Here is a 10,594-nt window from a genome sequence, read left to right on the forward strand (position 1 = left end):
CGTGCGTCAGCCGATGGCCAGCAGTACCGCGAGCAGCACGGCGCCGACGGCGGCCGGTGCGATCACCTCGTACGCCCAGCGCACGGACGCCCGCGTCGCACTGGCCCCGGGGCGGCTCCGGGCGCGCTCCGAGAGTTCGCGCAGGTCGGCCACCGTCCGGTCGGCGAAGGCGGCGCGGGCCTGGGTGTCACGGACGTCGGCGTGCACGGACGTCCGGCCGTACGGGTCGTCGTGCGCCTCGCGGGTCGCCTTCCTGGCCGCGCGCTTGCGCTCGCGCAGGGAGACGGGGACGGCCCAGAGCTGGTACTTCTTCCCGTCCTCGGTGAACAGCTCGCTCGAGTACGACGCCCGCAGGCCCGACACGGCGGTCCAGGGCAGCACGACGGTGCGGAAGGGGTTGCGGATCCGGATGCGCTCGTCGTCGGCGAAGACGGCGGGCCGCAGGGTGAACGCCACGATCAGCGGGATCACGGTGAGCAGCGCGGCCAGTGCCATCCACGGGACGTTCCCCTTGCCCTGGACCACCGCGTCGCCACCGATCCAGCCGACCAGCAGGATCAGCAGGGCGCCGGTGACCAGCCCGGCGCCCGACCGGAAGGTCCGGTCGGCGTAGGCGGGCTCGGCGGGGGGTGTGGGGCTCGTCATGGACCCGATTCTGCCTGACCGCGCGGGTGGGGCGCGGTCAGGCCTCGCGCGGCCCGTGGAAGGCGCGGAAACGGGCGGGCCCCTGTACAGGTCGCTACGCGCGTAGATATGCTCCTCTGGTGACCATGCCCACCACTGCACCCGCATTCGCCGACGCGACGGCGTCCGACAGTGCGCTGCGCCGCTTCCTGCACGGGCTCCCCGGCGTCGACGCCGTCGGCCTCGAAGCGCGCGCCGCCTCCCTCGGGACCCGATCGATCAAGACGACCGCCAAGGCGTACGCCATCGATCTCGCCATCTCGATGATCGACCTGACGACGCTGGAAGGCGCCGACACCCCGGGCAAGGTCCGGGCCCTCGCCGCCAAGGCCGTCAACCCCGACCCGACCGACCGTACGACCCCGCACACCGCCGCGGTCTGCGTCTATCCCGACATGGCGGCGACCGCCGTGGCCGCGCTCGCCGGTTCCGGGGTGAAGGTGGCCTCCGTGGCGACGGCCTTCCCCGCCGGACGGGCGGCGCTGGACGTCAAGCTCGCGGACGTGCGCGACGCGGTGGCGGCCGGGGCCGACGAGATCGACATGGTGATCGACCGCGGCGCCTTCCTCTCCGGCCGCTACCTCAAGGTCTACGAGGAGATCGTCGCGGTGAAGGCCGAATGCGGCGGCGCACGACTGAAGGTGATCTTCGAGACCGGCGAGCTGTCCACGTACGACAACATCCGGCGGGCGTCCTGGCTCGGGATGCTGGCGGGCGCCGACTTCATCAAGACGTCGACCGGCAAGGTCGCAACGAACGCGACCCCGGCGAACACGCTGCTGATGCTGGAGGCCGTGCGCGACTTCCGGGAGCAGACCGGCGTGCGCATCGGCGTGAAACCCGCGGGCGGCATCCGGACCTCGAAGGACGCGATCAAGTTCCTCGTCCTGGTGAACGAGACCGCCGGCGAGGACTGGCTGGACAGCCACTGGTTCCGCTTCGGTGCCTCCAGCCTGCTGAACGACCTGCTGATGCAGCGCCAGAAGCTCAGCACCGGCCGTTACTCCGGCCCCGATTACGTGACGGTGGACTGATCCCCATGGCATCTGCATTCGACTACGCACCGGCTCCGGAGTCCCGCTCCGTCGTCGACATCGCCTCCTCCTACGGCCTGTTCATCGACGGCGAGTTCACCGAGGCCGCCGACGGCAAGGTGTTCAAGACGGTCAGCCCGGCCACCGAGGAGGTCCTGTCCGAGGTCGCCCGGGCCGGCGCCGAGGACGTCGACCGGGCCGTGCGGGCGGCCCGCCAGGCGTTCGTGAAGTGGTCGGCGCTGCCCGGCTCCGAGCGCGCGAAGTACCTCTTCCGGATCGCCCGCATCATCCAGGAGCGCTCGCGTGAGCTGGCCGTCCTGGAGACCCTGGACAACGGGAAGCCCATCCGGGAGACGCGTGACGCGGACCTCCCGCTGGTGGCCGCGCACTTCTTCTACTACGCGGGCTGGGCCGACAAGCTCGAGCACGCCGGGTACGGCGCGAACCCCCGCCCGCTGGGCGTGGCCGGCCAGGTCATCCCGTGGAACTTCCCGCTGCTGATGCTGGCCTGGAAGATCGCCCCGGCGCTCGCCACCGGCAACACCGTGGTGCTCAAGCCGGCGGAGACCACTCCGCTGTCGGCCCTGTTCTTCGCGGACATCTGCCGCCAGGCGGGCCTGCCCAAGGGCGTCGTCAACATCCTGACGGGGTACGGCGACGCGGGCCAGGCGCTCGTCGAGCACCCCGGTGTCGACAAGGTCGCCTTCACCGGCTCGACGGCGGTCGGCAAGGCCATCGCCCGGCAGATCGCGGGCACGGACAAGCGTGCCACGCTCGAACTGGGCGGCAAGGGCGCCAACATCGTCTTCGACGACGCCCCCGTCGACCAGGCCGTCGAGGGCATCGTGACGGGCATCTTCTTCAACCAGGGCCAGGTCTGCTGCGCGGGCTCACGGCTCCTCGTCCAGGAGTCCGTCCACGACGAGGTGCTGCACGCCCTCAAGCGCCGCCTGTCCACGCTCCGTCTCGGCGACCCGCTGGACAAGAACACCGACATCGGCGCGATCAACTCCCAGGAACAGCTCTCCCGGATCACCGCGCTCGTCGAGACGGGCGAGGCGGAGGGCGCCGAGCGGTGGTCGGCGCCGTGCGAGCTGCCGTCCGCCGGCTACTGGTTCGCCCCGACGCTGTTCACCAACGTCACCCAGGCGCACACCGTCGCGCGCGACGAGATCTTCGGGCCGGTGCTGTCGGTGCTGACCTTCCGTACGCCGGACGAGGCGGTCGCGAAGGCCAACAACACCCAGTACGGCCTCTCGGCCGGCATCTGGACCGAGAAGGGCTCCCGCATCCTCGCGGTGGCGAGCAGGCTCCGTGCGGGTGTCGTCTGGGCCAACACGTTCAACAAGTTCGACCCGACCTCGCCGTTCGGCGGATACAAGGAGTCGGGATTCGGCCGCGAGGGCGGCCGTCACGGTCTGGAGGCCTACCTCGATGTCTGACGGGCGACGACGCGTCTTCAAGACCTACAAGCTGTACGTCGGGGGCAAGTTCCCCCGCTCCGAGAGCGGCCGGGTGTACGAGGTGACAGACCCCAAGGGCACGTGGCTGGCCAACGCGCCGCAGTCGTCCCGCAAGGACGCCCGCGACGCGGTCGTGGCCGCGCGCAAGGCGTTCGGCGGGTGGTCGGGGGCGACCGCTTACAACCGCGGCCAGATCCTCTACCGCGTCGCGGAGATGCTGGAGGGCCGGCGCGAGCAGTTCGCCCGCGAGGTGGCTGACGCCGAGGGGCTGTCGAAGTCCCGGGCGGCCGCCGTCGTGGACGCGGCCGTCGACCGCTGGGTCTGGTACGCGGGATGGACCGACAAGATCGCCCAGGTCGCCGGCGGGGCGAATCCGGTGGCGGGGCCCTACTTCAACCTCTCCTCGCCGGAACCGACGGGCGTGGTGGCGGTTCTGGCGCCGCAGGAGTCCTCTTTCCTGGGACTCGTCTCGGTGATCGCGCCGGTCATCGCCACGGGCAACACGGCGGTCGTCGTCGCCTCGGCCGACGCGCCGCTGCCCGCGCTGTCGCTGGGCGAGGTGCTGGCGACCTCGGACCTGCCCGGCGGTGTGGTCAACATCCTGTCGGGGAGGACGGCGGAGCTCGCGGCCCCGCTGGCCTCGCACCAGGACGTCAACGCCATCGACCTCACCGGCGCCGCGGGGGACACCGCTCTCGTGAGGGAACTGGAGACGGCGGCGGCCGACAACCTGAAGCGGGTCCTGCGTCCACACCCTGTGGACGGCGCGAGGGGCGCCGACGGCACGGACGGGACGGAGGGCGTGAACGGCACCGACTGGTCCACCGACCCCGGTACGCGCCGCCTGACCGCCTTCCTGGAGACCAAGACGGTCTGGCACCCGACGGGCGCCCTGGGCGCCTCCGGCTCCTCGTACTGAGGCACGGCGCGAGGCACCGCACGCGGCGGGGCCGCCCCGACACGGGGCGGCCCCGCCGCGTGCGCGCGTACGTCAGCCGGTGATCCGGCCGGTCACCTGTCCCACCACGGGCAGGTCGCCCAGCGCCGCGCCGCTGGTCAGCGGGTCGGTGACCAGGGCCGTCGTCACCGGCTTGAAGTCGGCGACCTGAGCGCCCACCGCGTTGTCCAGGGGGTCCACCCCCGTCCCGGCCAGCGGGTCGATCCGGAGGTCGGTGACCGGGGAGACCGCCCCGGCCAGCCCGTAGCCGAGCGCGCTGGTCAGTGCGGGCGCCGCCGCGTCGCTCACCGCCCCGACCGTGCTGTCGGCGGTGTCCGACCCGGTGGCGGGGGCGGCCGGCAGCGGTGCCGCCTGGGCGGCCGCACCTCCCGCGCCGAGTGCCGCACCCAGTGCGGTGAGGGTCAGACCGGCGCGCAGCAGAGCGCGTCGCCGGGGCTTGGACAGAGCGTGACGTGCCATGTTTTCCCACCTGATCGGGGCCGGTTCGGTAATCGTCCGTGTGCGCAGAGTAGTTGAGGTGTGATGCTCGATACCAACAAGACCTCCGGGGGATCCCCTGGGCGGGTCAATGCCTCACACTTCTGTCCTGTGAGTTCCCAACCGATCCCCACTCGAGTCGTGCTGCTCGCCGGCCCCTCCGGTTCCGGCAAGTCGTCCCTCGCCGCCCGCACCGGCCTGCCGGTGCTGCGTCTGGACGACTTCTACAAGGAAGCCAACGATCCGACCCTGCCGCTGGTCACCGGCAGCACGGACATCGACTGGGACTCGGCTCGGTCCTGGGACGCGGACGCGGCGGTCGCCGCCATAGCGGAGCTGTGCCGCACCGGGCGCACGGACGTACCCGTGTACGACATCGCCACCAGTTCGCGGACGGGCCACGAGGTGCTCGACATGGACCGCACCCCCCTCTTCGTGGCCGAGGGCATCTTCGCGGCCGACATCGTGGCGCGCTGCCAGGAACTGGGCCTGCTCGCGGACGCGCTGTGCCTGCGCGGGCGCCCGTCGACGACCTTCCGGCGCCGGCTGCTGCGGGATCTGCGCGAGGGCCGCAAGTCCGTGCCGTTCCTGCTGCGGCGGGGGTGGCGCCTGATGCGGGCCGAACGGCGCATCGTGGCACGCCAGACGGCGCTGGGCGCCTACCCGTGCGGCAAGCAGGAGGCCCTGGGCAGGCTGGCCGCGGCGGCGGCGGGCCGGTGCCGCCGGGCCCCGTCGACGACGCCCTGAGGGCGAGGGCCGGCCCGGTGCCGGTCCCGCGGCCGGGAAACGCGGCGGGGAAACGCGGCCGGGAAACGCGGCGGGGCCGGACAGGACCCCCCGGCCCGTCCGGCCCCGCTGCGTTCTCTCCCCCGTGCCCCCGCCTCCCCCGAAGCGGTGGCCGTTCCCGTCCCCCGTACGCCTCAGGCCACCAACTCGCCGAAGGACTCCTCCTCGTCACGGCCGAAGCTGAGGACCTCGTCCTCGCGGAGCCGGCGGAGCGACCGCCAGATGCTCGACTTCACCGTGCCGACACTGATGCCGAGGATGGACGCGATCTCCGGGTCGGTGCGGCCCTCGTAGTACCGCAGCACCAGCATGGTGCGCTGGGCTTCCGGCAGCCGTGCGAGGGCCTGCCAGAGCACCGCCCGCAGTTCCGTGCCGCGCATCGCGTCCGTGTCGCCCACCGTCTCCGGCAGTTCCTCGGTCGGGTACTCGTTCAGCTTGCGCCTGCGCCACGCGCTGATGTGCAGGTTGGTCATGGTGCGGCGGAGGTAGCCCCCGACCGCCGCCTTGTCGCTGATCCTGTCCCACGCCCGGTAGGTCGAGAAGAGGGCGCTCTGCAGCAGGTCCTCCGCCTCGAACCGGTCGCCGGTCAGGTGGTAGGCCGTCGCGTACAGGGAGGCGCGGCGTTCCTGGACGTAGGCCGTGAACGCCGCTTCGGCGTCCTCCGCCCGCTCCAGGGGCTTCCGCTCCCCCGTGGCCTCCCCGTACGCGCTTCCCCCGCCGGCCCCGCTTCCCCCGTTGCCCCCCGTGGGCCCGTCGACCATCGTCAGGTACGACGGATGGTGACGACCGGTGCCGCGAACACACCCCCGAAGGTTCGCGGCGCCGGACTTCTCCGGGCTCCGGCCGACGTCGTGGAGACGCGTGACAACTGCGCTCGTGGTGGTGCTGTGCAGTGCGTCCATCTCGCGCCCCCCGTCGGTGGAGTCCGTTCGTTCCCTGTGCCGACGAGCTTGCCGGGGCAGTTTCATGGCGCTGTCCTGCGACTGTCACAGGCCTGTCACAGGCCCTGCCGGCCGATCAAGTCGGGGGGATTGTCGAACTGGGGCACCACCATGGGCCAGAATGGCCCCCGTGCCTTTCCTGTTGCTGATCGAGGACGACGACGCCATCCGCACGGCCCTCGAACTCTCGCTGTCTCGCCAGGGCCACCGTGTGGCCACCGCGGCGACGGGAGAGGACGGCCTGGAGCTGCTCCGGGAGCAGCGGCCCGACCTGGTCGTGCTGGACGTCATGCTGCCCGGGATCGACGGCTTCGAGGTCTGCCGGCGTATCCGGCGCACCGACCAACTGCCGATCATTCTGCTGACCGCGCGCAGCGACGACATCGACGTCGTGGTGGGGCTGGAGTCCGGTGCCGACGACTACGTGGTGAAGCCCGTGCAGGGCCGGGTGCTCGACGCCCGTATCCGCGCGGTGCTGCGCCGCGGGGAGCGCGAGTCCACGGACTCGGCGACCTTCGGCAGTGTCGTCATCGACCGTTCGGCGATGACGGTCACGAAGAACGGGGAGGACCTGCAGCTCACGCCGACCGAGCTGCGTCTCCTGCTCGAGCTGAGCCGCAGGCCCGGCCAGGCCCTGTCCCGGCAGCAGTTGCTGCGCCTGGTGTGGGAGCACGACTACCTCGGTGACTCGCGGCTCGTGGACGCCTGTGTGCAGCGGCTCCGCGCGAAGGTGGAGGACGTGCCCTCCTCGCCCACGCTCATCCGTACCGTGCGCGGTGTCGGCTACCGGCTGGACTCGCCTCAGTGAGCGGTCCCGCGAAGCGCTCCATACTCGCGGGTCTTCGCTGGACCAGCCTGCGGCTGCGGCTTCTGGTCGTGTTCGCGCTGGTGGCACTGACGGCCGCGGTGTCCGCGTCGGGCATCGCCTACTGGCTCAACCGCGAGGCCGTCCTGACCCGCACCCAGGACACGGCGCTCGGTGACTTCCGCCGCCAGATGCAGACCCGGGCGGCCTCGCTCCCGCTGGAGCCCACGGTGGACGATCTGCGGGGCGCCGCCGAGCAGATGGCGAGCGGCGGGCCCGGTTACCACGTGCTGCTGATCGGCACCCACGACGGCAAGCCGGTCGTCGGCTCCTCCGACATCGACGCGTTCACCAAGCAGGACGTGCCGGTGTCCCTTCAGCGGCAGGTCGACAAGAAGCAGCCGCTGACCTCCGGCAACACGTACGAGTACCACCTGTTCTGGCAGCGTACGAGCATCGGTGGCACTCCCTACCTGGTGGCCGGCACGAAGATCATCGGCGGTGGCCCGGCCGGGTACATGCTCAAGTCCCTCGACCAGGAGCGCCAGGACCTCAACTCGCTGGCGTGGTCGCTCGGCATCGCCACCGCCCTGGCCCTCGTCGGCTCCGCGCTCCTGGCCCAGGCTGCGGCCACGACGGTGCTGCGGCCCGTGCAGCGGCTCGGTGACGCGGCCCGCAAGCTCGGCGAGGGCAAGCTCGACACCCGCCTGGTGGTCTCCGGTACGGACGAACTGGCCGACCTCTCGCGCACGTTCAACAGGACGGCGAGCTCGCTGGAGAAGAAGGTCGCCGACATGAGCGCCCGGGAGGAGTCGAGCCGCCGGTTCGTCGCCGACATGTCGCACGAGCTGCGCACCCCGCTCACGGCGATCACGGCGGTCGCCGAGGTGCTGGAGGACGAGGCGGACAGCCTGGACCCGATGATCGCGCCCGCGGTGCATCTGGTGGTGAGCGAGACCCGCCGGCTGAACGACCTCGTCGAGAACCTCATGGAGGTCACCCGCTTCGACGCGGGCACGGCCCGGCTCGTCCTGGACACGGTCGACGTCGCCGACCAGGTGACGGCCTGCATCGACGCACGCGCCTGGCTGGACGCGGTCGACCTGGACGCGGAGCGCGGCATGATGGTGCGGCTGGACCCGCGCCGGCTCGACGTCATCCTGGCCAACCTGATCGGCAACGCCCTCAAGCACGGCGGCTCCCCGGTGCGCGTGTCCGTCCGCACCGACGACGACGAGCTCGTCGTCGAGGTACGCGACCACGGCCCCGGCATCCCGCAGGACGTCCTGCCGCACGTCTTCGACCGCTTCTACAAGGCGAGTGCCTCCCGGCCGCGCTCCGAGGGCAGCGGTCTGGGCCTGTCCATCGCGATGGAGAACGCGCACATCCACGGGGGTGGCATCACGGCGTCCAACTCGCCCGACGGCGACGGGGCGGTGTTCGTGCTGAGGCTGCCGCGTGACGCGGAGCGGTTGACCGGTGTCCCGGACTCCGGGGACCCCGACCGGCACGGGGAAGGGGACGCGACGTGAGGGGCGGCGGGCGGAGCCACCGCGCACCGGGCACCGGGCGACGGGCCGGCGCCTTCGGGACCGCCGGCGCACTGGCCGTCGTGGTGGCCTGTGCGGTGCTCTCCGGGTGCGGGATCAGGAGCACGTCGGTGCCGGTGGACGCCGGTGCGGCACCGTCACGGGTGCCGTGCCGGACGGCCGCGGGGGCGGTGGACCCACCGCCCCGGACGGTGGCCGTCCGCGTCCACCTGGTGTGTGCCTCCCAGCTGGTGACGGTGGAGCGCACGGTCGAGGTGGACGAGTCCCGGTCCGGCCCGCTCCCGGTCGCTCAGCTGCTGCTGGGCGAACTGCGCCGCGAGCCGTCGGCCGACGAGCGGCGTGCGGGCTTCTCCACGGCCGTGCCGGCGCGGCTGCGGGTCGCTGGGCCGCACAAGGGCGATCCGAAGGGCACGCTGCGCCTGAGCGAGCAGCCCGAGGACCTGCCGGCGGAGGCACTGGCGCAGGTGGTGTGCACGTACGCGGAGAGCGAGCCGCTCGGCCCGGGCGGTTCGGTGCTGCTCGGTGGGCCGGGCAACTACGCCCCGCGGAACTACCTGTGCACGGCGGACACGAAGAGCCGGCCCGAGAACGTGCCGACGGTGGGCACCGCCGAGCTGCCCTGAGCGGTGCCGGATAGCGGGAGCCGGGGGCTGGACGGAAGCCGGGACGGGGCAGGAGCCGGGCGCGGGACGAAAGCCGGGCGCGAACGGGGCCGGCAGCCCCACGGGAGCCGGATGCCGGGCCGACGCCGGGCCCAGGGCCGAAGCCCGGACCGGTCCGGCCCGGGCGCGGGCACGGAGGCGGGACGGCGGCGGCCTCGCGCGAGCGGGCGAACCGATCCTCTGGACAGGTCAGGGCCGCACCCGAGCGGTCCGCCCGCGCGCGGTGGGGTGCGCGTGCCGCTCGTCACAGCGGCTCGCCCGGACCTGCGGAACCGATCCTGCCGGTCGTGGCGTCTTGGTGCGTGTGCGTCAGAGTCCGGGCGGCCGAGCCGTCATCCACTTCCGCGCGGCGGGGGTCCTCCTCCTTCTCGCGCATCTGCTGTTCGTCGGCTGGCTGACACTGCGCCCGCTCGATGTGCCCTGGATGACGGCCGCGAACCTGCGACCGCTCGACGGGATACGGGCGGATCTGGCACTCGGGCCCGTCGAGGCGGCACGCCGGATCGGCGAGGGACTGCTGCTGCTGGCGCCGCTGGGGGTCCTGCTCCCCATGGCCGGAGGCAGGCTGCTGGTCTCCCCCTGGGCCTCGCTGGCGCGGACCGTCGCCGCCGGAGCCCTCATCTCGCTGGCCATCGAGCTGGGGCAGACGGGCGTGCCGGGCCAGGTCGTCGACGTGGACTCGCTGCTGCTCAACACGACGGGCGTCGCGCTCGCACACCTGCTGGTCGTCCCGGTCTCCCGTGCGCGGCTGCGCCGCGGCAACCGGGCGGGGGCCGGCGACCTGGCCCGCAGAGGGGCCCGGTTCGGCGGGGGCGAGGCGCCTCAGGGGTCGACCCCGACGATTTCCAGGGTCGGCATCGCCCCGTAGAGCGACGCTTCGTCCGCCCTCCCGGAGCCACCATGGAGGTACCGGGAGCACGACGAGGAGCTCCCCGCAACGGTCAGCGAAGGAGCCCATCATGGCCGCACTTTCCCGCCCCCGCGACGGACGCATGATCGGTGGAGTGTGCGCGGCGCTGGCTCGGCGCTTCGGTACCTCCGCCGGGACGATGCGCGTGATCTTCCTGGTCTCGTGTCTGCTTCCCGGCCCGCAGTTCCTGCTGTACCTGGCGCTGTGGCTGTTGCTTCCCTCGGAGAAGACCGCGACCACGACGGCCTGGTGAGCGGCCGGGCCGCGTCGAGCAGACGGCTGTTGGGGGGCGGGGCGCGGGCGTGGGGGCGCCCCCACGGCCGT

Annotated in this window: 12 protein-coding genes; 9 read left to right on the forward strand and 3 right to left on the reverse strand. The window is 72.5% G+C overall.

Annotation, left to right across the window (positions count from 1 at the left end; translation table 11 throughout):
* Window positions 1–6: 6 nt before the first annotated feature.
* Window positions 7–645, reverse strand: coding sequence for a PH domain-containing protein (locus tag ABZ371_RS22545; RefSeq protein ID WP_358682590.1), 639 nt, complete (start codon window positions 643–645; stop codon window positions 7–9).
* A 125-nt stretch (window positions 646–770) separates the two neighbouring features.
* On the opposite strand from ABZ371_RS22545, the gene deoC reads away from it, so the two are divergent.
* The 3 genes from deoC to ABZ371_RS22560 are packed head-to-tail and all read left to right on the forward strand — an operon-like array spanning window position 771 to window position 4,100.
* Entirely contained in the window at window positions 771–1,718 is a 948-nt protein-coding gene (gene deoC, locus ABZ371_RS22550; RefSeq protein WP_358682592.1) for a deoxyribose-phosphate aldolase, read from the forward strand.
* A 5-nt stretch (window positions 1,719–1,723) separates the two neighbouring features.
* Window positions 1,724–3,160 (forward strand): aldehyde dehydrogenase family protein, encoded by a 1,437-nt coding sequence (locus ABZ371_RS22555; protein WP_358682594.1) that lies wholly within the window; start codon window positions 1,724–1,726, stop codon window positions 3,158–3,160.
* The gene (locus ABZ371_RS22560) at window positions 3,153–4,100 is read left to right on the forward strand and encodes an aldehyde dehydrogenase family protein (protein WP_358682596.1); all 948 of its coding nucleotides are present in this window, start codon (window positions 3,153–3,155) and stop codon (window positions 4,098–4,100) included. The genes ABZ371_RS22555 and ABZ371_RS22560 overlap by 8 nt, the downstream gene beginning before the upstream one ends.
* 72 nt (window positions 4,101–4,172) lie before the next feature.
* On the opposite strand, the gene ABZ371_RS22565 is transcribed toward ABZ371_RS22560, so the two are convergent.
* Window positions 4,173–4,598, reverse strand: coding sequence for a hypothetical protein (locus tag ABZ371_RS22565; RefSeq protein ID WP_358682598.1), 426 nt, complete (start codon window positions 4,596–4,598; stop codon window positions 4,173–4,175).
* A 63-nt stretch (window positions 4,599–4,661) separates the two neighbouring features.
* On the opposite strand from ABZ371_RS22565, the gene ABZ371_RS22570 reads away from it, so the two are divergent.
* The gene (locus ABZ371_RS22570; protein WP_358682600.1) at window positions 4,662–5,363 is read left to right on the forward strand and encodes a uridine kinase; all 702 of its coding nucleotides are present in this window, start codon (window positions 4,662–4,664) and stop codon (window positions 5,361–5,363) included.
* A gap of 173 nt (window positions 5,364–5,536) precedes the next feature.
* Here ABZ371_RS22570 and ABZ371_RS22575 read toward each other — a convergent pair whose 3' ends face one another.
* On the reverse strand, window positions 5,537–6,304 hold the full coding sequence (locus ABZ371_RS22575; protein ID WP_358682602.1) for a SigE family RNA polymerase sigma factor: 768 nt from the start codon (window positions 6,302–6,304) through the stop codon (window positions 5,537–5,539).
* A 169-nt stretch (window positions 6,305–6,473) separates the two neighbouring features.
* Here ABZ371_RS22575 and afsQ1 point away from each other — a divergent pair, with 169 nt between their 5' ends.
* The 5 genes from afsQ1 to ABZ371_RS22600 all read left to right on the forward strand — a co-directional run bounded on the left by afsQ1 (window position 6,474) and on the right by ABZ371_RS22600 (window position 10,523).
* The gene (gene afsQ1 / locus ABZ371_RS22580; RefSeq protein ID WP_015578482.1) at window positions 6,474–7,151 is read left to right on the forward strand and encodes a two-component system response regulator AfsQ1; all 678 of its coding nucleotides are present in this window, start codon (window positions 6,474–6,476) and stop codon (window positions 7,149–7,151) included.
* Window positions 7,148–8,680, forward strand: a complete 1,533-nt coding sequence (locus ABZ371_RS22585; RefSeq protein ID WP_358682605.1) for a HAMP domain-containing sensor histidine kinase — start codon at window positions 7,148–7,150, stop codon at window positions 8,678–8,680. The genes afsQ1 and ABZ371_RS22585 overlap by 4 nt, the downstream gene beginning before the upstream one ends.
* Window positions 8,681–8,751: 71 nt before the next feature.
* Complete coding sequence (locus ABZ371_RS22590; RefSeq protein ID WP_358682609.1) at window positions 8,752–9,321, forward strand: hypothetical protein; 570 nt, start codon at window positions 8,752–8,754, stop codon at window positions 9,319–9,321.
* A gap of 337 nt (window positions 9,322–9,658) precedes the next feature.
* The gene (locus ABZ371_RS22595) at window positions 9,659–10,228 is read left to right on the forward strand and encodes a VanZ family protein (RefSeq protein WP_358682611.1); all 570 of its coding nucleotides are present in this window, start codon (window positions 9,659–9,661) and stop codon (window positions 10,226–10,228) included.
* A gap of 91 nt (window positions 10,229–10,319) precedes the next feature.
* The gene (locus ABZ371_RS22600) at window positions 10,320–10,523 is read left to right on the forward strand and encodes a PspC domain-containing protein (RefSeq protein WP_358682607.1); all 204 of its coding nucleotides are present in this window, start codon (window positions 10,320–10,322) and stop codon (window positions 10,521–10,523) included.
* Window positions 10,524–10,594: the final 71 nt, after the last annotated feature.

Origin of the sequence: Streptomyces sp. NPDC005899 (assembly GCF_040629645.1) — a bacterium.
GTDB lineage: Bacteria > Actinomycetota > Actinomycetes > Streptomycetales > Streptomycetaceae > Streptomyces.

Excerpts from the sequence above, each read along its gene's own strand:
- ABZ371_RS22545 (WP_358682590.1), bottom strand. The coding sequence starts at position 645 with ATGACGAGCCCCACACCCCCCGCCGAGCCCGCCTACGCCGACCGGACC.
- deoC (WP_358682592.1), top strand. The coding sequence starts at position 771 with ATGCCCACCACTGCACCCGCATTCGCCGACGCGACGGCGTCCGACAGT.
- ABZ371_RS22555 (WP_358682594.1), top strand. The coding sequence starts at position 1,724 with ATGGCATCTGCATTCGACTACGCACCGGCTCCGGAGTCCCGCTCCGTC.
- ABZ371_RS22560 (WP_358682596.1), top strand. The coding sequence starts at position 3,153 with ATGTCTGACGGGCGACGACGCGTCTTCAAGACCTACAAGCTGTACGTC.
- ABZ371_RS22565 (WP_358682598.1), bottom strand. The coding sequence starts at position 4,598 with ATGGCACGTCACGCTCTGTCCAAGCCCCGGCGACGCGCTCTGCTGCGC.
- ABZ371_RS22570 (WP_358682600.1), top strand. The coding sequence starts at position 4,662 with ATGCTCGATACCAACAAGACCTCCGGGGGATCCCCTGGGCGGGTCAAT.
- ABZ371_RS22575 (WP_358682602.1), bottom strand. The coding sequence starts at position 6,304 with ATGGACGCACTGCACAGCACCACCACGAGCGCAGTTGTCACGCGTCTC.
- ABZ371_RS22600 (WP_358682607.1), top strand. The coding sequence starts at position 10,320 with ATGGCCGCACTTTCCCGCCCCCGCGACGGACGCATGATCGGTGGAGTG.